Annotated in this window: 22 protein-coding genes and 1 pseudogene; 16 read left to right on the forward strand and 7 right to left on the reverse strand. The window is 43.2% G+C overall.

What is annotated here, in order from left to right:
- The first annotated feature begins 41 nt into the window (after positions 1-41).
- Positions 42-443: an integrase core domain-containing protein gene (locus BLV54_RS17155; protein ID WP_371113268.1), complete on the forward strand. Its 402-nt coding sequence runs from the start codon at positions 42-44 to the stop codon at positions 441-443.
- A gap of 465 nt (positions 444-908) precedes the next feature.
- On the opposite strand, the gene BLV54_RS02195 is transcribed toward BLV54_RS17155, so the two are convergent.
- A complete protein-coding gene (locus BLV54_RS02195) occupies positions 909-1,511 on the reverse strand; it encodes a calcium-binding protein (RefSeq protein WP_090567146.1) in 603 nt (200 codons plus the stop codon).
- Positions 1,512-1,648: 137 nt separating this feature from the next.
- Here BLV54_RS02195 and BLV54_RS02200 point away from each other — a divergent pair, with 137 nt between their 5' ends.
- From BLV54_RS02200 to BLV54_RS02225, 6 genes are all read left to right on the forward strand, one after another.
- Entirely contained in the window at positions 1,649-3,202 is a 1,554-nt protein-coding gene (locus tag BLV54_RS02200) for an FAD synthase family protein (protein ID WP_090567149.1), read from the forward strand.
- 151 nt (positions 3,203-3,353) lie between these two features.
- Positions 3,354-3,548: a (2Fe-2S)-binding protein gene (locus tag BLV54_RS02205; RefSeq protein WP_090567152.1), complete on the forward strand. Its 195-nt coding sequence runs from the start codon at positions 3,354-3,356 to the stop codon at positions 3,546-3,548.
- A 35-nt stretch (positions 3,549-3,583) separates the two neighbouring features.
- The gene (bfr, locus tag BLV54_RS02210; RefSeq protein ID WP_090567155.1) at positions 3,584-4,048 is read left to right on the forward strand and encodes a bacterioferritin; all 465 of its coding nucleotides are present in this window, start codon (positions 3,584-3,586) and stop codon (positions 4,046-4,048) included.
- Positions 4,049-4,521: 473 nt separating this feature from the next.
- Entirely contained in the window at positions 4,522-5,658 is a 1,137-nt protein-coding gene (locus BLV54_RS02215; protein WP_090567157.1) for an ABC transporter permease, read from the forward strand.
- Between the two features lie 145 nt (positions 5,659-5,803).
- Positions 5,804-6,499 (forward strand): ABC transporter ATP-binding protein, encoded by a 696-nt coding sequence (locus BLV54_RS02220; RefSeq protein WP_090567160.1) that lies wholly within the window; start codon positions 5,804-5,806, stop codon positions 6,497-6,499.
- Complete coding sequence (locus BLV54_RS02225; protein ID WP_090567163.1) at positions 6,496-6,873, forward strand: efflux RND transporter periplasmic adaptor subunit; 378 nt, start codon at positions 6,496-6,498, stop codon at positions 6,871-6,873. The genes BLV54_RS02220 and BLV54_RS02225 overlap by 4 nt, the downstream gene beginning before the upstream one ends.
- A gap of 449 nt (positions 6,874-7,322) precedes the next feature.
- On the opposite strand, the gene BLV54_RS02235 is transcribed toward BLV54_RS02225, so the two are convergent.
- Positions 7,323-7,925, reverse strand: coding sequence for a calcium-binding protein (locus BLV54_RS02235; protein WP_090567146.1), 603 nt, complete (start codon positions 7,923-7,925; stop codon positions 7,323-7,325).
- Between the two features lie 137 nt (positions 7,926-8,062).
- On the opposite strand from BLV54_RS02235, the gene BLV54_RS02240 reads away from it, so the two are divergent.
- The 7 genes from BLV54_RS02240 (at position 8,063) to BLV54_RS02270 (ending at position 15,733) form a co-directional block, all read left to right on the forward strand.
- Positions 8,063-9,616, forward strand: a complete 1,554-nt coding sequence (locus BLV54_RS02240; protein WP_090567149.1) for an FAD synthase family protein — start codon at positions 8,063-8,065, stop codon at positions 9,614-9,616.
- 151 nt (positions 9,617-9,767) lie between these two features.
- Entirely contained in the window at positions 9,768-9,962 is a 195-nt protein-coding gene (locus BLV54_RS02245; RefSeq protein WP_090567152.1) for a (2Fe-2S)-binding protein, read from the forward strand.
- A 35-nt stretch (positions 9,963-9,997) separates the two neighbouring features.
- Positions 9,998-10,462, forward strand: a complete 465-nt coding sequence (bfr, locus tag BLV54_RS02250; protein WP_090567155.1) for a bacterioferritin — start codon at positions 9,998-10,000, stop codon at positions 10,460-10,462.
- A gap of 473 nt (positions 10,463-10,935) precedes the next feature.
- Positions 10,936-12,072: an ABC transporter permease gene (locus BLV54_RS02255; RefSeq protein WP_090567157.1), complete on the forward strand. Its 1,137-nt coding sequence runs from the start codon at positions 10,936-10,938 to the stop codon at positions 12,070-12,072.
- Positions 12,073-12,217: 145 nt separating this feature from the next.
- Entirely contained in the window at positions 12,218-12,913 is a 696-nt protein-coding gene (locus BLV54_RS02260) for an ABC transporter ATP-binding protein (protein WP_090567166.1), read from the forward strand.
- Positions 12,910-13,998: an HlyD family secretion protein gene (locus BLV54_RS02265; protein WP_090567169.1), complete on the forward strand. Its 1,089-nt coding sequence runs from the start codon at positions 12,910-12,912 to the stop codon at positions 13,996-13,998. The genes BLV54_RS02260 and BLV54_RS02265 overlap by 4 nt, the downstream gene beginning before the upstream one ends.
- Before the next feature lie 184 nt (positions 13,999-14,182).
- Positions 14,183-15,733 carry an efflux transporter outer membrane subunit gene (locus BLV54_RS02270; protein WP_090567174.1) on the forward strand — a complete coding sequence of 517 codons (1,551 nt, stop codon included), beginning with the start codon at positions 14,183-14,185 and terminating at the stop codon, positions 15,731-15,733.
- An 83-nt stretch (positions 15,734-15,816) separates the two neighbouring features.
- On the opposite strand, the pseudogene tnpA reads toward BLV54_RS02270, so the two are convergent.
- From tnpA to rsmI, 3 genes and pseudogenes are all read right to left on the reverse strand, one after another.
- A pseudogene (gene tnpA, locus BLV54_RS02275) lies at positions 15,817-16,142 on the reverse strand (IS200/IS605 family transposase).
- 304 nt (positions 16,143-16,446) lie between these two features.
- The gene (gene pyrC / locus BLV54_RS02280) at positions 16,447-17,490 is read right to left on the reverse strand and encodes a dihydroorotase (RefSeq protein ID WP_090567177.1); all 1,044 of its coding nucleotides are present in this window, start codon (positions 17,488-17,490) and stop codon (positions 16,447-16,449) included.
- 24 nt (positions 17,491-17,514) lie between these two features.
- On the reverse strand, positions 17,515-18,369 hold the full coding sequence (gene rsmI, locus BLV54_RS02285) for a 16S rRNA (cytidine(1402)-2'-O)-methyltransferase (RefSeq protein WP_090567180.1): 855 nt from the start codon (positions 18,367-18,369) through the stop codon (positions 17,515-17,517).
- A 428-nt stretch (positions 18,370-18,797) separates the two neighbouring features.
- Here rsmI and BLV54_RS02290 point away from each other — a divergent pair, with 428 nt between their 5' ends.
- Positions 18,798-19,136 (forward strand): YraN family protein, encoded by a 339-nt coding sequence (locus BLV54_RS02290; protein ID WP_090567183.1) that lies wholly within the window; start codon positions 18,798-18,800, stop codon positions 19,134-19,136.
- Positions 19,137-19,351: 215 nt separating this feature from the next.
- On the opposite strand, the gene BLV54_RS02295 is transcribed toward BLV54_RS02290, so the two are convergent.
- Entirely contained in the window at positions 19,352-20,092 is a 741-nt protein-coding gene (locus BLV54_RS02295; protein WP_090567327.1) for a pteridine reductase, read from the reverse strand.
- Between the two features lie 85 nt (positions 20,093-20,177).
- Between BLV54_RS02295 and BLV54_RS02300 the strand changes: the two genes are divergently transcribed.
- Positions 20,178-21,362, forward strand: a complete 1,185-nt coding sequence (locus tag BLV54_RS02300) for a class I SAM-dependent methyltransferase (RefSeq protein ID WP_090567186.1) — start codon at positions 20,178-20,180, stop codon at positions 21,360-21,362.
- A gap of 6 nt (positions 21,363-21,368) precedes the next feature.
- Here the strand turns inward: BLV54_RS02300 and BLV54_RS15380 are convergent, their stop codons facing one another.
- Entirely contained in the window at positions 21,369-21,566 is a 198-nt protein-coding gene (locus tag BLV54_RS15380) for a hypothetical protein (protein ID WP_143032393.1), read from the reverse strand.
- Between the last annotated feature and the right edge of the window lie 37 nt (positions 21,567-21,603).

A 21,603-nucleotide genomic window follows, 5' to 3' on the forward strand; every position in this document is an offset into this window, starting at 1 on the left:
TCGCGATTGATGACTTCTCCCGAGAACTCTATGCAGCCATCTTGCCTGATAAAACCCGGAATAGCGCCGCCTGGTTCCTCACCGAAACCGTCATCGCCCAATGCCCTTACCAGATCGATTATGCTTATTCTGATAATGGCAAAGAATATAAAGGCACTGACAGTCATGCTTTTGTTAAAACCTGCAAAACGCACGGCATCGGCCAGAAATTCACTCAAATCAATCGACCTCAAACCAACGGCAAAGCTGAACGTGTTATCCGCACCCTCATGCAGATGTGGCATAGCCACACCAACTTTAAAGACTGCACCGACCGGCAAACTCAACTCGACCGCTTTATTAACTTTTATAACACTGTCAAACCACATAAAAGTTTGAATAACTCAACTCCTTATGAAATACTCCAACATTATTTCAATCAACCTCTCTGTAAACAACCCTGAGATTTCTTACAAATAATGCCTGTCGTACTTTGTTAAGTGCTACGGTAGCATCGTTATTGCTCATTCTTGATGCGACCCCACATTCAGCTGTTCAAGCGTTATTCCTGGTTTAAGATATAGGGTAATTCGTTACCGTTACGCTGAAAGGGAGCCTGATCCTCCGGACCATTGAGCAGGCAGTCTATGATGAAAACCTCAATTTCATCACCGTGAATAATGCTCTGGTTGCTTGGCGACGATTAATCTTTCATTATCAAACGCAGCATGGTAAGCGTATTATCCACTTACCATGCCAGATGAGCACCAAGGCAGGATCCTTGCCGCTCTGGATATTTTTTTTCCAACCAGATCAAAAATCAACAAGCGCGCCGCGTGGGCAGCAGCAATTTTCGTAGATTAAATATCTCTCAATACAAAAACATCCCGTTACAAGCTAAATGCGTTTAGTGATTAGGAAAAGATCCCTCAAAGATTAAAGACGACCATATCTGCCGTAATATCGTTTAAATGGATACCGACAAGATCGATCGATGCTTCTGACCCAAATTCAACGGTAACCCCATCCGCTCTTTCCTTAATATCTGTTATAAATGGAACAAGTTGCTCGATACTATTAATTCCAAGTTTTTCAGAATCAAAAAATAAGCGATCTTCACCAATAGTGAAATCTTTCACCCGAAAATGACCCAATGCATAAAAACCAAATGTGTCGCTCCCACTCCCTCCAGTCAACTGATCATGGCCGTCGCCGGCAAGCAGAATATCATCGCCAGCGCCACCAAATAGCTTATCGGTTCCCCCCTGGCCATCGAGCACGTCATTACCGGCATCGCCATCCAATGTATCATTGTTACCTCCACCCACTAGGGTATCATTTCCATCACCCCCCTCTATCTCGTCATGACCGATGCCACCTTCAATGAAGTTATCTAATTCATCACCAATAAACAGAAAATCATCTTTACCAAATCCACCCGAACCAAAACCGAGAAATTGGATACCATCGATTATCTCAAAAACATTTCCAGAGTTGCTAAGATTGGGACGCTGTTCCTTACTAATAGTCATTTAGTTATATCTCCTTGTATATTAAAATAAATTTTTCTAGATCATCATATATTTAATAATGAGAGTGATTCTCAATATTAACAAATAATAAGTAGAATACAAGAATAATATGAATTAAATCGTGATCATTAATTACTATGACTGAGAAATTTAAGAGCACCTTACAGCACGCACAGGATCTTATTTATACCGGCAATCTAAATAAGGCAGCCAAAATACTTGATCCCTTAAAAGATGAGCATCCATTGTCACCCGATGTTGCCAAATTATGGTGCTCCATGGCAATGCGAGCTGGACGAGCATTGGATGTTCCTGCCTATGCGGCAAGTATCTATAACCATGTCCAAGGCGATTTCCAGAAAGCTCGCTGGGCGCAACTAATGGGAACAGCAAGCTTTCTCTTACTTGATTTGACAGCGGCTCATGCTCACTTTACTACCGCACTCAATCATTTGATGTCATTAGCCAAATCTGGGAAAGCTCCAGCCAAAAAAAAACAAGTGAAAGAACAAGCAGATACAGAAAATATTTTCACCTCTGGCAAAGCTGAACAGTTGTTATGGACAACCTGTGCAGAATTAGCATCACAAGGAATACCTGCTTTTCCTTTTGCTGGAACCTTGCTCGGTTTAGTTCGTAATGGTCATCTGCTAGAGTTTGATAAGGATCTGGATATTGCAGTATGGATTGAATCCTGGGAAGCATGCTGCAAGGCCCTTGAAAAAATGGGATGGTCCAAGACACCAATGGGTTTCAACTACAGCAATTACCGCGATTATGTGCACTCAGAAATTGGAATAACCCTTGATCTATGTGGTCTACAGCATAGAAGTGATCATAAGATTGTAGGAGGCTTCTCTTTGCCAGATCACCCGGCAGAATATCAACGGGTTTCAGTCTTTCCTAAATTCGATTTAATACAACACAGCACAGAGTATGGGAATGTATGGTTCCCTCAACCTCCCGAGAAAATTTTAACTGCCTTCTATGGTGATTGGCGTACCCCGAATCCCTATTGGGATACGGTCATATCTGCATTAAATCTTGAAAAATTTACTCTGTTGGTACGATGCTATGCTTACCACCGTCTAACTCAGCGCTGGCTATCAGGAGATCTGATCAAAGCATGGTCTTATGCTCACCAAATAGCTCTGAAAGATCCTGATGATGTAACCATTTTGCGCAGTCGCCAATGGCTAGAAAGAGCAATATCATATTTAGGCCAAGATATTCCATCATGGCCTAGGAATCGACCCCAGAAGCATGTTTATACACGGATGGTGGCGGATTTGTTTCATGAGGGTCACGTCAATTTCTTACGGGAAGCACGCGCACTGGGCACTCATTTAACGGTTTGTGTCGTTTCAGACGCGCGGGTTCTTGAAAATAAAGGAAAACTCCCAGTCATGACTCAGGCCGAGCGTGCTGCAGTCGTTTCCGCTTGCAAGTACGTTGACGCGGTTATAACTGAGAGCCCCGTTCATACAACGCCAGAGTTTATGGAAAAACACGGCTTTGCAATTTATACGTTTGCCTGCGCTTCTGAGGAGGAGCGAATAGAAAAATATAAATTATGCATGACGCTACCACACCATATGATTAAAGAAATCGACTATACACCGGGCATTTCTACTTCTGATCTTGTGCTGCGTATTTTAAATGGCGCAGGAAGTACAAACAAAAAATCTTAAAATTAAACATAGGCTTACAAGACAATAACAATAGTTTGCATTTTTTCTATAAAAGCAAATATAATTAATAATAATTCTCATTAACAATATTGTTTTCTTTATATTTATAAGAGCAAACAACTTTCAAACCAATCGACAAAAGGCGTATTTCATGTATATTTGTGTCTGCAAGGGGGTTACTGATCATGCAATTCGCGAAGCTGTTCTTCAAGGCGCTGAACGGATGCGTGATCTTAAAGTCAGTCTGGGTATTACCGAACAGTGTGGCATCTGTGCCTGCCACGCAAAAAATGTGCTCGATCAAGCGTTAATGCAAGAAACACCGACCCATCCCCCTGGCACCTAACCCTACTCCGAGTCAACCTGTCTAAGGAAACAATTATGAAAGGGAATGCAGACATTATTAATTGGTTAAATCGTCAGCTATTAAATGAATTAACCGCGATCAATCAGTATTTTCTCCATGCCCGGATGTATAAAAACTGGGGATTTAACAAACTCGGCGAGTATGAATATCACGAATCTATCGAGGAAATGAAACACGCTGACAAACTCATTGAGCGTATCTTATTCCTGGATGGATTACCCAATTTACAGGATCTAGAGAAGCTTTTGATCGGCGAATCGCCGCAGGAATGCGTGGCTTGTGATCTCACTCTGGAAAATACCGCACGTAAAACACTGCTCGCTGCGATTGCTGCCTGTGAAACAGCTCAGGATTATGTTTCGCGAGAAATTTTTGAACATATTCTTGAAGATACAGAAGAGCATATCGATTGGCTGGAAACACAATTAGATGTCATGCAAAAGGTTGGTATTCAGAACTGGTTACAAAGCCATATGTAAATTTCTGTCTGTCGCTGGCATAAAACACCAGCGACATTCTAGCCAGCCAGCCTCCCCTCCTCCCAGGCAAGCCAGCCAATAATCTTCACCTGACTCTATCAGAAAATTAATATGTAAGAAAACCAAAAAAAATCAAATGAATAGTTTGATTTAGAAATGGAATAAGAGATATTCCCACTCGCCCTCAGCAAAATCAGTCGCTCCCCCTAATTTGAGTTACTCAGGTATTTTCCGGCTCTCTTTGATCAGTAAAATACGATCGATATAAATTGGTGTACGGAAAAAATTCGTACCATGAAAAACTGACAAATCCCTCCAACCAAAAACAAGAAAATACTGCATGAACGATTAATGGAAAAGATGCGATAATCGCCCAAGATAACCAAGATTCATTACCCATAATGGATGCACGTTGCAGTGTTCATCATCCATGTCGATTGCTCACACAATGAGTCTATTAGAGGGGATGGCAAATGAAAGGGATTCTGAAACTTGCCTTTAAGCTTCTCGTAAACGACAAAGGTAAATATGCCGCCTTATTGGTGGGAATTACTTTTGCCGTGTTTCTCATGGTACAGATGACATCCATATTTACTGGTATTCTCACAAAAGCTTCCTCAACAGTCATTAACCTGGGAGCTCAAGTATGGGTGCTAGATCCAGCAGTAAATAACGTTGCAAGCAGCATCCCTATGCCCGATTATGTACTTGATGCCGTTCGCAGCATTGATGGTGTCAAATATGCTGTTCCATTATATTCCGGGGGTGCATTAGTCAAGCTTAAAAGTGGAACATTCCAATCCGTTACTGTTTTAGGCTTAGATGATAATAGTCTGGTCGGCCGCCCTGAACTGATCGAGGGTAAGATTGAAGATATCTATGCTGAAAATGCCTTCATCGTTGTTGAGGATACAGAAATTTCCAAATTAGAAAATCCTCGCTTAGGCACAGATTTTGAGCTTAATGATCATCGCGGCGTTATCGTGGGTATCGCCAAAGTAGCAAGTAGCGGCTTATTCGGAATTCCTACTCTTTATACGACATATAGTAGAGCGATTCAGTATATCCCATCAACACGATATACGATTGCTTTTATTCTCGTTGAACCGAAAAGTAATGACGCAATTCCCCATATTCAAAACCAAGTCAAGCAGCTGGGATATGAGGCACTCACCGAAGTAGAATTCATGCAAAAAATTTCCGATTATTATAAATATAAAACCGGGCTGGGAACAAATATTTTCATCATGACGATTGTGAGCTTCCTGGTCGGCCTATCAATATCAGGACAAACATTCTATACCTTCATACTGGAAAATCTCGAAAAATTTGGTGCACTGAAGGCAATTGGTATCAAGGGAAAAGAACTCGTTTATATGATTCTTTTTCAAGCTGCACTCGCAGCGGGTATTGGATATGGATTAGGAGTGGGTTTTTGTACTCTTATCATCACCATCGCAAAACTCAAAGTTCCAGATTATTCCGCCAATATTACTTTTACTACCCTGTCTTTTGCGTTTGTAATGGTTCTGATCATCGCTGGAATCTCGAGTTATGTTGGAATAAGGAAGGTGTTAAAGATTGAGCCTTTCGACATTTTTAGAAGCTGAATCAAACTGACTTCAAAATCGGATAGTCAAAATATAGCTCATAGAATGAATGAGTTTAATTATGGAAACGCTATCTTGTCAGATAGAACGGCCATAAGCATTACCTGATTTAATTATTCCAGTTTTTTATAAATTAAATAATGACGTGAAGCCTGCAATCTCTGCTAATGAATTAACGAAATGGTTTGGTGAAGGTGATCTCAGAACCTTTGCGGTAAGAGAGGTCAGTTTCGAAGCTTACTTCGGGGAAATATTATTTATTGTAGGGCCATCAGGAAGCGGAAAAACGACATTATTGAGTATGATTTCTGGTGTGCTACGTCCAAATTCGGGAACCGTAGCAATAGATTGTGTGGATATCTGGAAGCTGACACCAGATCAGATCGCTGAATTCCGATTAAACAAAGTTGGCTTTGTTTTCCAGGATTATCATCTCTTTCCGCGCCTCACTACAGCCGAGAATGTCGCTATTCCTCTAATCCTGAAAAAACAGAACTGGGATGAATCCATCAAAGAAGCAGCACATTACTTAGAGATTGTAGGGCTCAAAAACAAGGCGGATCTTCCGCCGGTGAAGTTGAGCGGTGGGGAGCAGCAACGTGTTGCATTAGCTAGAGCTTTGGTCAGTCAACCGGATTTAATGATCTTTGATGAGCCCACCGCCTCGCTGGATGGGGATACCGGACGGCGTATCATGGATTTTGTGAAAAACAACATTCTCACAGATAAGCGATGTATATTGATTGTTACTCACGATAATCGTATTTTTGAGTATGCCGACAGGATGATGAGAATGGAGGATGGCAAAATTGTCGGTATCGAGCAAGGGAGAAATGATTGAGAAACCAGATCATTATCGTCATTGCCATATGCGGAGTTATTGCTGGTTGGGTGAGCGCCTATCTATTCAGTACACAAAAGAAACCACAACCACCTCTTTTCAATCCGGCGCCCAACCCTTATGCCAAGGGGATCTACTCGACGGGCATTATCGAGAGCTATCAACCCACAGGAGAAAATATCAATCTTTATCCAGAAGTTGCAGGCGTCATTACTCAAATTTTGGTGGCTGAAGGACAAGCCGTTAAGCAGGGAGAGTCTTTACTCCAAATAGATGACTCAATTCAACGCGCAACTGTGGAGCAACAACGTGCACAATCCGAGGCAGCCTATGCGCTGCTGGAAGAATTAAAAGCCCAAATTTCTTACAAATAATGCCTGTCGTACTTTGTTAAGTGCTACGGTAGCATCGTTATTGCTCATTCTTGATGCGACCCCACATTCAGCTGTTCAAGCGTTATTCCTGGTTTAAGATATAGGGTAATTCGTTACCGTTACGCTGAAAGGGAGCCTGATCCTCCGGACCATTGAGCAGGCAGTCTATGATGAAAACCTCAATTTCATCACCGTGAATAATGCTCTGGTTGCTTGGCGACGATTAATCTTTCATTATCAAACGCAGCATGGTAAGCGTATTATCCACTTACCATGCCAGATGAGCACCAAGGCAGGATCCTTGCCGCTCTGGATATTTTTTTTCCAACCAGATCAAAAATCAACAAGCGCGCCGCGTGGGCAGCAGCAATTTTCGTAGATTAAATATCTCTCAATACAAAAACATCCCGTTACAAGCTAAATGCGTTTAGTGATTAGGAAAAGATCCCTCAAAGATTAAAGACGACCATATCTGCCGTAATATCGTTTAAATGGATACCGACAAGATCGATCGATGCTTCTGACCCAAATTCAACGGTAACCCCATCCGCTCTTTCCTTAATATCTGTTATAAATGGAACAAGTTGCTCGATACTATTAATTCCAAGTTTTTCAGAATCAAAAAATAAGCGATCTTCACCAATAGTGAAATCTTTCACCCGAAAATGACCCAATGCATAAAAACCAAATGTGTCGCTCCCACTCCCTCCAGTCAACTGATCATGGCCGTCGCCGGCAAGCAGAATATCATCGCCAGCGCCACCAAATAGCTTATCGGTTCCCCCCTGGCCATCGAGCACGTCATTACCGGCATCGCCATCCAATGTATCATTGTTACCTCCACCCACTAGGGTATCATTTCCATCACCCCCCTCTATCTCGTCATGACCGATGCCACCTTCAATGAAGTTATCTAATTCATCACCAATAAACAGAAAATCATCTTTACCAAATCCACCCGAACCAAAACCGAGAAATTGGATACCATCGATTATCTCAAAAACATTTCCAGAGTTGCTAAGATTGGGACGCTGTTCCTTACTAATAGTCATTTAGTTATATCTCCTTGTATATTAAAATAAATTTTTCTAGATCATCATATATTTAATAATGAGAGTGATTCTCAATATTAACAAATAATAAGTAGAATACAAGAATAATATGAATTAAATCGTGATCATTAATTACTATGACTGAGAAATTTAAGAGCACCTTACAGCACGCACAGGATCTTATTTATACCGGCAATCTAAATAAGGCAGCCAAAATACTTGATCCCTTAAAAGATGAGCATCCATTGTCACCCGATGTTGCCAAATTATGGTGCTCCATGGCAATGCGAGCTGGACGAGCATTGGATGTTCCTGCCTATGCGGCAAGTATCTATAACCATGTCCAAGGCGATTTCCAGAAAGCTCGCTGGGCGCAACTAATGGGAACAGCAAGCTTTCTCTTACTTGATTTGACAGCGGCTCATGCTCACTTTACTACCGCACTCAATCATTTGATGTCATTAGCCAAATCTGGGAAAGCTCCAGCCAAAAAAAAACAAGTGAAAGAACAAGCAGATACAGAAAATATTTTCACCTCTGGCAAAGCTGAACAGTTGTTATGGACAACCTGTGCAGAATTAGCATCACAAGGAATACCTGCTTTTCCTTTTGCTGGAACCTTGCTCGGTTTAGTTCGTAATGGTCATCTGCTAGAGTTTGATAAGGATCTGGATATTGCAGTATGGATTGAATCCTGGGAAGCATGCTGCAAGGCCCTTGAAAAAATGGGATGGTCCAAGACACCAATGGGTTTCAACTACAGCAATTACCGCGATTATGTGCACTCAGAAATTGGAATAACCCTTGATCTATGTGGTCTACAGCATAGAAGTGATCATAAGATTGTAGGAGGCTTCTCTTTGCCAGATCACCCGGCAGAATATCAACGGGTTTCAGTCTTTCCTAAATTCGATTTAATACAACACAGCACAGAGTATGGGAATGTATGGTTCCCTCAACCTCCCGAGAAAATTTTAACTGCCTTCTATGGTGATTGGCGTACCCCGAATCCCTATTGGGATACGGTCATATCTGCATTAAATCTTGAAAAATTTACTCTGTTGGTACGATGCTATGCTTACCACCGTCTAACTCAGCGCTGGCTATCAGGAGATCTGATCAAAGCATGGTCTTATGCTCACCAAATAGCTCTGAAAGATCCTGATGATGTAACCATTTTGCGCAGTCGCCAATGGCTAGAAAGAGCAATATCATATTTAGGCCAAGATATTCCATCATGGCCTAGGAATCGACCCCAGAAGCATGTTTATACACGGATGGTGGCGGATTTGTTTCATGAGGGTCACGTCAATTTCTTACGGGAAGCACGCGCACTGGGCACTCATTTAACGGTTTGTGTCGTTTCAGACGCGCGGGTTCTTGAAAATAAAGGAAAACTCCCAGTCATGACTCAGGCCGAGCGTGCTGCAGTCGTTTCCGCTTGCAAGTACGTTGACGCGGTTATAACTGAGAGCCCCGTTCATACAACGCCAGAGTTTATGGAAAAACACGGCTTTGCAATTTATACGTTTGCCTGCGCTTCTGAGGAGGAGCGAATAGAAAAATATAAATTATGCATGACGCTACCACACCATATGATTAAAGAAATCGACTATACACCGGGCATTTCTACTTCTGATCTTGTGCTGCGTATTTTAAATGGCGCAGGAAGTACAAACAAAAAATCTTAAAATTAAACATAGGCTTACAAGACAATAACAATAGTTTGCATTTTTTCTATAAAAGCAAATATAATTAATAATAATTCTCATTAACAATATTGTTTTCTTTATATTTATAAGAGCAAACAACTTTCAAACCAATCGACAAAAGGCGTATTTCATGTATATTTGTGTCTGCAAGGGGGTTACTGATCATGCAATTCGCGAAGCTGTTCTTCAAGGCGCTGAACGGATGCGTGATCTTAAAGTCAGTCTGGGTATTACCGAACAGTGTGGCATCTGTGCCTGCCACGCAAAAAATGTGCTCGATCAAGCGTTAATGCAAGAAACACCGACCCATCCCCCTGGCACCTAACCCTACTCCGAGTCAACCTGTCTAAGGAAACAATTATGAAAGGGAATGCAGACATTATTAATTGGTTAAATCGTCAGCTATTAAATGAATTAACCGCGATCAATCAGTATTTTCTCCATGCCCGGATGTATAAAAACTGGGGATTTAACAAACTCGGCGAGTATGAATATCACGAATCTATCGAGGAAATGAAACACGCTGACAAACTCATTGAGCGTATCTTATTCCTGGATGGATTACCCAATTTACAGGATCTAGAGAAGCTTTTGATCGGCGAATCGCCGCAGGAATGCGTGGCTTGTGATCTCACTCTGGAAAATACCGCACGTAAAACACTGCTCGCTGCGATTGCTGCCTGTGAAACAGCTCAGGATTATGTTTCGCGAGAAATTTTTGAACATATTCTTGAAGATACAGAAGAGCATATCGATTGGCTGGAAACACAATTAGATGTCATGCAAAAGGTTGGTATTCAGAACTGGTTACAAAGCCATATGTAAATTTCTGTCTGTCGCTGGCATAAAACACCAGCGACATTCTAGCCAGCCAGCCTCCCCTCCTCCCAGGCAAGCCAGCCAATAATCTTCACCTGACTCTATCAGAAAATTAATATGTAAGAAAACCAAAAAAAATCAAATGAATAGTTTGATTTAGAAATGGAATAAGAGATATTCCCACTCGCCCTCAGCAAAATCAGTCGCTCCCCCTAATTTGAGTTACTCAGGTATTTTCCGGCTCTCTTTGATCAGTAAAATACGATCGATATAAATTGGTGTACGGAAAAAATTCGTACCATGAAAAACTGACAAATCCCTCCAACCAAAAACAAGAAAATACTGCATGAACGATTAATGGAAAAGATGCGATAATCGCCCAAGATAACCAAGATTCATTACCCATAATGGATGCACGTTGCAGTGTTCATCATCCATGTCGATTGCTCACACAATGAGTCTATTAGAGGGGATGGCAAATGAAAGGGATTCTGAAACTTGCCTTTAAGCTTCTCGTAAACGACAAAGGTAAATATGCCGCCTTATTGGTGGGAATTACTTTTGCCGTGTTTCTCATGGTACAGATGACATCCATATTTACTGGTATTCTCACAAAAGCTTCCTCAACAGTCATTAACCTGGGAGCTCAAGTATGGGTGCTAGATCCAGCAGTAAATAACGTTGCAAGCAGCATCCCTATGCCCGATTATGTACTTGATGCCGTTCGCAGCATTGATGGTGTCAAATATGCTGTTCCATTATATTCCGGGGGTGCATTAGTCAAGCTTAAAAGTGGAACATTCCAATCCGTTACTGTTTTAGGCTTAGATGATAATAGTCTGGTCGGCCGCCCTGAACTGATCGAGGGTAAGATTGAAGATATCTATGCTGAAAATGCCTTCATCGTTGTTGAGGATACAGAAATTTCCAAATTAGAAAATCCTCGCTTAGGCACAGATTTTGAGCTTAATGATCATCGCGGCGTTATCGTGGGTATCGCCAAAGTAGCAAGTAGCGGCTTATTCGGAATTCCTACTCTTTATACGACATATAGTAGAGCGATTCAGTATATCCCATCAACACGATATACGATTGCTTTTATTCTCGTTGAACCGAAAAGTAATGACGCAATTCCCCATATTCAAAACCAAGTCAAGCAGCTGGGATATGAGGCACTCACCGAAGTAGAATTCATGCAAAAAATTTCCGATTATTATAAATATAAAACCGGGCTGGGAACAAATATTTTCATCATGACGATTGTGAGCTTCCTGGTCGGCCTATCAATATCAGGACAAACATTCTATACCTTCATACTGGAAAATCTCGAAAAATTTGGTGCACTGAAGGCAATTGGTATCAAGGGAAAAGAACTCGTTTATATGATTCTTTTTCAAGCTGCACTCGCAGCGGGTATTGGATATGGATTAGGAGTGGGTTTTTGTACTCTTATCATCACCATCGCAAAACTCAAAGTTCCAGATTATTCCGCCAATATTACTTTTACTACCCTGTCTTTTGCGTTTGTAATGGTTCTGATCATCGCTGGAATCTCGAGTTATGTTGGAATAAGGAAGGTGTTAAAGATTGAGCCTTTCGACATTTTTAGAAGCTGAATCAAACTGACTTCAAAATCGGATAGTCAAAATATAGCTCATAGAATGAATGAGTTTAATTATGGAAACGCTATCTTGTCAGATAGAACGGCCATAAGCATTACCTGATTTAATTATTCCAGTTTTTTATAAATTAAATAATGACGTGAAGCCTGCAATCTCTGCTAATGAATTAACGAAATGGTTTGGTGAAGGTGATCTCAGAACCTTTGCGGTAAGAGAGGTCAGTTTCGAAGCTTACTTCGGGGAAATATTATTTATTGTAGGGCCATCAGGAAGCGGAAAAACGACATTATTGAGTATGATTTCTGGTGTGCTACGTCCAAATTCGGGAACCGTAGCAATAGATTGTGTGGATATCTGGAAGCTGACACCAGATCAGATCGCTGAATTCCGATTAAACAAAGTTGGCTTTGTTTTCCAGGATTATCATCTCTTTCCGCGCCTCACTACAGCCGAGAATGTCGCTATTCCTCTAATCCTGAAAAAACAGAACTGGGATGAATCCATCAAAGAAGCAGCACATTACTTAGAGATTGTAGGGCTCAAAAACAAGGCGGATCTTCCGCCGGTGAAGTTGAGCGGTGGGGAGCAGCAACGTGTTGCATTAGCTAGAGCTTTGGTCAGTCAACCGGATTTAATGATCTTTGATGAGCCCACCGCCTCGCTGGATGGGGATACCGGACGGCGTATCATGGATTTTTTGAAAAACAACATTCTCACAGATAAGCGATGTATATTGATTGTTACTCACGATAATCGTATTTTTGAGTATGCCGACAGGATGATGAGAATGGAGGATGGCAAAATTGTCGGTATCGAGCAAGGGAGAAATGATTGAGAAACCAGATCATTATCGTCATTGCCATATGCGGAGTTATTGCTGGTTGGGTGAGCGCCTATCTATTCAGTACACAAAAGAAACCACAACCACCTCTTTTCAATCCGGCGCCCAACCCTTATGCCAAGGGGATCTACTCGACGGGCATTATCGAGAGCTATCAACCCACAGGAGAAAATATCAATCTTTATCCAGAAGTTGCAGGCGTCATTACTCAAATTTTGGTGGCTGAAGGACAAGCCGTTAAGCAGGGAGAGTCTTTACTCCAAATAGATGACTCAATTCAACGCGCAACTGTGGAGCAACAACGTGCACAATCCGAGGCAGCCTATGCGCTGCTGGAAGAATTAAAAGCCCAACCGAGAAAAGAAGTTCTGGAGGTTTCTAAAGCGCAACTGGATTTTGCGAGAGCAAATCTAAAAACTGCTGAAACCCAATTAGAAAAACTGCAAAACTCCCATGACATGGATCCCAAATCGGTCAGCAAAGATAGTCTGGATAATGCGATCAATGCCGCCAAGGTTGCCAAGGCCAGTCTTGAGATTGCCCAGAGAAATTACAATCTGACTAAGGCTGGAGCCTGGAGTTACGATATCCAAAGCCAGGAACGGCAATACATCGCTTTATCCAAAGCTTATCAGGCTGGCAGTGCTTTGCTGGCCAAGTATACTATTAGAGCACCAGTCAATGGCGTCATCCTGTCAATAAGAGCTGCAGTGGGTAGCCATATATCACCACAAGGTGTCTATGATACCTACACAGAAAATTTCAAACCCATTATTGCCATGGGTAATGCAGAAGACAATCTGGCCGTTAGATGCTATGTCGATGAGATCCTGATTCACCGACTTCCTGATGGATCAAAAATGAATGCACAAATGTCGATTCGAGGTACCAACATTCGTGTTCCTCTGCAATTCATTCGTTTGCAACCCTATGTTTCACCAAAGATCCAATTATCGAATCAACGAACAGAACGAGTGGATGTCAGAGTATTACCAGTTCTTTTTCAGTTTGAAAAACCAAAGGATTTTCAGTTGTACCCTGGTCAGCTGGTAGATGTTTATATCGAAGAGAGTGAATGATAGCGAAAACCCAAGACCATTTATTCCATTTCCAAATCAAATATGACGCCATGACGCGAAGACGAGCCGCAGACAGTATAAATAATACGGCAAGATAAAGCCGACAAAGTCAGGTTTAATTTAGGAATGGAATAATAATGGATCTTGAAAGAAAGGGCGTACGTTGGAGAACGAGGACCCGTAAATGTACGAACGTTTTTTTCATGTCAAGGCAAAGTGCATAGTAGGCGGACTTTGGGTAGTCTGGCTACTGACAGCTACAGGTTGTGCTGTTGGACCCGATTTTGTTCGCCCGCAACCACCAGAGACTGATCGCTATATACCTGGCAAACAATTGCAAGAGACCGTCTCGGTAGATGATCAGATCCAGTATTTTGAGTACGGTGCTGAGATTGCAGCTGATTGGTGGCAGCTATTCAAGTCTCCCAAGCTAGATGCATTGGTGAAGGAGGCAATCACCAATAATTCAACCTTACAAGCGGCACAGGCAGCTTTACAGCAAAGCCAGGATAATTTGCGCGCAGGTTATGGGACTTTCTATCCGCAGATTGATCTCACAGGAGGGGTAAGTCGCCAAAAATTCTCGACTGCTCGCTTTGGGATCCCTGCTAGCGCAGTATTCAATCTTTACACACTTTCTGCCACCGTTAGTTATACCCTAGATGTATTTGGAGGCCAGCGGCGTACTGTAGAGAGCCTCAGCGCCAAGAGGGATATGCAACGCTATACAGTACTAGCTACCTATTTGACTTTAATTGGCAATATAGTGAATACCGTGATTGCCCGGGCAGCTTACGAAGCTCAGATTCAAACAACCCAGCAATTGATTGAATCACAGCAAGCGCAAATCAAGCTTACTGAATTCCAGTTGCAAGCAGGCATCATCACCTACGAAAGTCTAGTCAACTTGAGAACACAGCTCGAAGTACTGGAGGCCTCGCTCCCCCTGCTCAAACAAAAGTACAGCCAAGCAGAGCACCTACTTGCTACATTGATCGGTCAGCTCCCAGGAGAGCGTGAGCTTCCAAGAATAGATTTGGCTGACCTCTCATTGCCCACTAACCTACCCCTGACGCTACCTTCCAGCTTGGTACGCCAGCGCCCTGATATTTTACTGGCTGAGGCTCAGTTACATGAAAACAGCGCTAATATTGGTATTGCTACTGCAGCTATGTTTCCCAGTTTCACCTTGAGTGGTACTTATGGTCAAAATAACCGCAATCTCCTGGACATTTTTCTAAGTAGTGGTAACTTCTGGAGCATCGGCACCAATTTTGTTGCACCGTTATTTCGTGGTGGCATCTTATGGTTTCAGCGTAAAGCGGCAATCGATGCCTATGAACAATCCCGTGCACAATATCGTCAAACTATCCTTGATGCCTTGGGTCAGGTGGCTGATGTTTTGCTTGCATTGAAATATGACGCTGAAGCACTGCAACATCAGTCACAAGAACTTAATTTAGTGCAAGAAAGGATGCAGTTAATACAGACTAATTATCAGGCGGGTCTCGTTAATTACCAACAAGTTTTAATTACACAAAGTCAGTATTTTCAAAGCAAGTTAAACTACCTCCAAACATTAGCCCTGCGTTTCCAAGACACTGCCGCTTTATTTGTGGCGCTGGGTGGCGGATGGTGGAATTTTGAAGAGAAAAAACTATCATCCCGAGATAGCGAAATCTTATTCGATGTTCAGCTACTAGAAGAAACGGGTAAAGTAAAAATGGAGCACTGAGTTAAATTACCTCCGGCAGAGCCGGAGGCTTATTTCTGTTAGCCCCTCAAGGGGGCAAGAATTGGCGCCACCTAAAGGTGGCATCACATACCAAGCTTGAGCTGATCATAATGTTCATCCTCCTTCTCTTGATGTCGGATATATTCTCTAACCATCTCTTCATCCAACCCTGCGGTCGATACAAAATAACCACGCGCCCAAAAACTTTCACCTGTGAAATTCCTCGATTCCCCCATAAACTTTCGTGCTATCGATATTGCACTTTTCCCCTTGATATACCCTACTACGTAAGACACTGAGTACTTCGGCGGAATACTAATGCACATATGTACATGATCAGGCATTCTTTCTGCTCAGCTAACTCGTGCAATACCTTCCCAAGGTGCTTTCGTATTACTCCAAATATCACCTTTTTCCTTCTCTTCGGAATAAATACAACGTGGTACTTACAGTCCCATGTTGTATGGGCCAAACTCTGATAATCTCTCATTTGATTCTCCTGGCTCTTGATCAAGCTAAAAGAATCAAGGTGACCGTATCACACGGTCAAACCTTTAATAGTCCCCCGGCAAAGCCGGGGGATTACCTCGTTTATTTATTTTTCTCCCTTCAACAAATCCATCCAACCTGGATTCCTTAGTTAGATGGGATGAAAAGATTATAATATTCATAATGTTAATACCAACATGAGTGATCAACTAAGGAATCCAGGTTCAAACCAATATCTTCCAGGAAAGGTATTCACCCGAGCGCAGCGGAACCAGTGATTCTTCCCCAAATTTTAGTTGCTCAGGAATTTTCCAGCTTTCCTTGATCAGGGTCACACGATCAGTATTACGCGGTAGGCGGTAAAAATCCGCACCATGAAAGCTGGCAAATGCTTCCAGCTTATCCAGTGCACCTGCTTGTTCAAAGGCTTCTGCGTAAAATTCAATCGCTGCATGGGCAGTATAAATGCCCGCACATCCACAGGCACTTTCCTTACTCGATACTGGATGCGGAGCACTATCTGTGCCAAGGAAGAATTTGGGATGACCACTGGTCGCGGCCTCAATCAAGGCAAGGCGGTGAGTTTCCCGTTTCAAAACAGGCAAACAATAATGATGAGGTCGGATACCACCTAAAAATAGAGCATTGCGATTGAACAACAAGTGATGAGCAGTAATAGTAGCCGCGATATTTTTCGGGGCTGCACGTACAAACTCGACAGCTTCACGCGTCGTGATATGCTCGAATACGATGCGCAACCTCGGAAAATGTTGTATAAGCGGCTGCAGCACCCGATCGATAAAAACGCTTTCTCGATCGAATACATCGATCTCAGTGTCAGTTACTTCACCATGCACCAACAGTGGCATACCAAGCTGTTCCATTATTTCTAAGGTTGCTAAGCATCTTGCAATATCCGTCACACCGGCATCGGAGTTAGTCGTCGCACCAGCGGGATAGAGTTTGACTGCATGCACAATACCACTCTCTTTAGCCCGTCTGATTTCTGCTGGAGGAGTATTGTCAGTCAGGTAAAGGGTCATGAGCGGTTCGAAATGTTCCTGCATAGTCTCCGGCAAGGCCGCAAGAATACGTGCTCGATAGGCTGCTGCCATCTCAACGGTGACAATCGGTGGTCTGAGATTGGGCATGATGATCGCTCGGGCAAACTGTCGAGCAGTATTAGGCAAGATATCCTGCATTTGCTTGCCATCACGCAAATGCAAATGCCAATCGTCAGGGCGAGTAAATGTTAGAGTTGTTCCCATAAAAGTGTCACGAGTCTTTGATAGCTAGGATAATGCTTCTTTCTTAGACAAAGCAAATGCATACAACTTTTTTTTGTTTTCTCCGGTAATCTCGGCTGCCAGTTGTACTGCCTGCTTCAAGGGCAAATTTTTCATCAAGATATGCAGCGTATGTTCTGCCTGCTCGGTAATCAGTTTGCTATCTTCTATTGCTGCTGGAGACAGTAGCAATATGAATTCACCCTTTTGCTGATTTTCATCAGATTGCAGCCATGTCAGGGCGTTACCCAAATCGGAGGTATAAATTGTTTCGAATAATTTTGTAAGTTCCCTGGCAATTGTTATCTGACGCTGTTCACCAAACACTGCAATCATGTCAGTCACACATTCCAGCAAGCGATGCGGTGCTTCATGAAAAATCAGGATACAGGATGTTAAGGATTTCAATGATTCCAGCTTGCGTTTGCGTTCACCCGGCTTAGTCGGCAGAAAGCCATAAAATAAAAAATGAGGTGCTACTGTGCCCGAAGCCGAGAGCGCACACACGGCTGCATTTGCCCCTGGAATGGGTACGACCCGATAGCCTTGTTCTCTGACATGATGAATCAACAGCGCACCGGGATCAGAAACACCGGGGGTCCCTGCATCCGTTACCAAAGCAACTGATTTTTGCGCTGCCAGCATAGTAATGATTTTCTCGGTAGCAGCACGTTCGTTGTGTTGATGCAGTGTAATCAGCCGGGTATGAATCGCGTGATGCACCAGCAAGCGTTGTGTGATATGAATATGCTCAGCCGCAATGACATCGACTGCCGCCAACACATCCAGTGCGCGCAAACTGATATCGCGTAAATTTCCAATCGGTGTGGCAACTACATATAATGTGCTTTTGGTCAGCATTCTTGATGTTGGTCGGTTTCTTATTTCATTTCCAAATTAAACATGACGCAAGAGCGAGCTGCGAACAGTATAAATAATACGGCAAGGAGAAGCCGACAAAGTCAGCTTTGATTTAGAAATGGAATTATCCTAGATTCCTCAGTTGATCGCTCATTTTGATGTTAACATTATGAATATAATAACCATTCCTATAAATTTCATTCTCACCTTCTGGGTGTTTCCGCTACGGGACGGATTGCGCGATTTTGCAAGCACATGGCTGCGTTGCAACTCCTTGGAATGGAACGATCATTCCGCGTCGTTGCGCCTTGCCCTGCACTCGCAAAACCACACACTCCATCCCGCCCAACTGAGGAATCTAGGATTATATTTTCCAATACGAATTGTCGCACAACCTCAACATATTCAGACTCCAAAAATAAGTCACCATGAAAGGAAATGATGCAGAACACTTGGCCGCCCTGTTCTTGCAACGTCAGCACCTGGTTCTGCTCGAAAAAAACTACCGCTGCCGTTTTGGTGAAATCGATCTCATCATGAGAGAGGGAGCAACATTGGTTTTCGTCGAAGTCAGAATGCGATCAAATAATTCCTTTGGCGGTGCTGCAGCCAGCATTACGACAGCCAAGCAAAGCAAGCTCATTCGTGCTGCCCGACACTATCTATCCAGATTGAACGCTACACCTCCCTGCCGGTTTGATGCCGTCCTGCTGACAGGTCATCATGATCAGAAGATAGAGTGGATTAGGGATGCGTTTGGCGAATAACTAATCATCCTATAAACCGCTTTTAGGATGATACCAATTCTAAATCAAAAATGGCTTTGTCAGTTCCACCTCATTCTTAGTTTGAGAATGGGATTATCAGTATCTTATTCCATTTCTAAATCAAACCTGACTTTGTCGGCTTCTCCTTGCCGTATTATTTATACTGCCTGTGGCTCGCTCTTGCGTCATGTTTGATTTGGAAAGGGAATAAGTCATTACAAATTGATACTGCGTCCGCCATCCACTACAATGATCTGACCGGTAATAAACGGTGCATCCGCAATCAGGAAATACACTGCTTTGGCAATATCCTCGGGCTCTCCCATACGCTTGAGCAGCGTCCTGTCTATGATCTCTTTGCGTAACGATTGATCAATCCATTCTTCATGCTCTGGCCACATAATAGGACCGGGCGCTACGCCATTGACACGAATAAATGGAGCCAGCTCCAAGGCGAGCGATCGAGTAAGCGCAGCCAATCCACCCTTGGCTGCGTTATAAATCACATAGTTTTTTAAAGGATGTTCCACATGGATATCCACGATATTAACAATGCAACCGTGCTGCTTTTCCAAATAAGGTACCGCTGCCTGGGATAAAAACAAGGGCGCTTTAAGATTGCTACCGATCAAATCTACCCAAGCTTGTTCAGTCAGCTGACCAATCGGTGTAGGAAAGAAACTGGAAGCATTGTTCACCAATGCATCCAGTTTACCAAACCGCCGCACAGTTTCCTCAATCAAACCTGGAATTCGCTCCATCTCTAGTAGATCGGCCTGAACCAACTCAACCGAGTCTGGGCGCATTTGTTCGAGAGTTTGTCGTAACATTTGTGCATCATTCTGTGAAGAGCGGTAATGTACCATCAGATTCGCACCCTGAGCATGCAATTTGCAACAAATGGCCGCTCCCACCCGTTTCGCCCCGCCTGTAACCAGAATCACTTTGTTTTTCAAAGTCATTCACTATTCCCCTTTCACATGCGCAACATCATTTATAATCTTTTTTATAATCTACCATAAACAATACCGTTCCACCCACATGCCTCCCATTACTTTACCTTCCCCCAGCGAAATCGCACTTCAACATAGTGAAGCGTTACAAAACACTATTCAGACAAGAATTAATACCGCAGGTGGCTGGATTTCATTTGCCGATTTTATGGAAGCTGCGCTCTACACGCCTGGTATGGGCTACTACAGTGCTGGCGCCACTAAATTTGGTTATGCCGGCGATTTTGTCACGGCACCAGAAATCTCTTCATTATTTGGTAAAACTATCGCGCGGCAGGCTGCGCAGGCATTTGAATTGGTCGGTTACAGCGATATTCTGGAGTTTGGTGCAGGCTCCGGCAAGCTGGCGCTTGATCTGCTGCTTGAACTGGAGCAATTGAACCATTTACCAAGACAATACTTTATCTTGGAAGTTAGCGCTGATTTACAGCAGCGGCAGCGCGAATTACTCGAAAAATATGCACCGCATCTTGTTCCATCCGTTCAATGGCTTACCAGCTTGCCACACGAATTTGACGGACTTATGCTGGCCAATGAGGTGCTCGATGCCATGCCGGTTCATTTAGTGGCATGGCAAGATCATCATCTCTACGAACGCGGTGTTACCTGGAATCAGCAGGCTTTTGAATGGCAGGAGCGTCCTTTGATTGCCGGAGAGCTGTTTGAGATTACCCAGGAATTACCATCATTTAAAGATGCAATGAATCACGATTCCTTCCGCTACCTCAGTGAAATCAGTTTAGCTAATCGACATTTCATGCGCAGTCTGGCGCAGATACTGCGCCGAGGAGTCATTCTGCTGATTGATTATGGCTTTGGACAAAGCGAGTATTATCATCCGCAGCGCAGCCAGGGTACACTGATGTGCCATTATCGTCACCATGTTCACGATAACCCCTTTTATTTGCCAGGATTGCAGGATATCACCAGTCACGTTGATTTTAGCGCGATCACCGAGGTTGCAATGGATAGCGGTCTGCAGTTACTTGGCTATACCACCCAAGCACACTTCTTGATCAATTGCGGTATTACCGAGATCCTTTCTCAAACACCAGCTGACATTCCCCACCAATACTTGCCATTAGCCAATCAATTGCAAAGATTAGTCAGTCCAGCTGAAATGGGTGAATTATTCAAGGTGATCGCTTATGGCAGAGGGATCAATCAACCGCTAATGGGATTTATCCAGGGGGACAAAAGCCGGTTATTGTGAAAGAAATCAACCTAAAAATCGCCGTTGGATGGGGCGGAGCGTGCGGTGATCCAGGTGCGAGGCAAGGCGCGATGAGGCCGCAGGGTCACTCCCTGCAACGAAGAGCAACGCCGTATTCGCGCCTGGAGCGATATACGATGCACCTCGTAGCGGTCTCATCATTCTGGTGAATGAGAAAATCTCGAAAATGTCTCTATATGTCATGAGCTTAACTCACCAATCAAGCGGTCAATGGCGGTTT

Source organism: Nitrosomonas sp. Nm33, from assembly GCF_900107265.1.
Classification (GTDB): domain Bacteria; phylum Pseudomonadota; class Gammaproteobacteria; order Burkholderiales; family Nitrosomonadaceae; genus Nitrosomonas.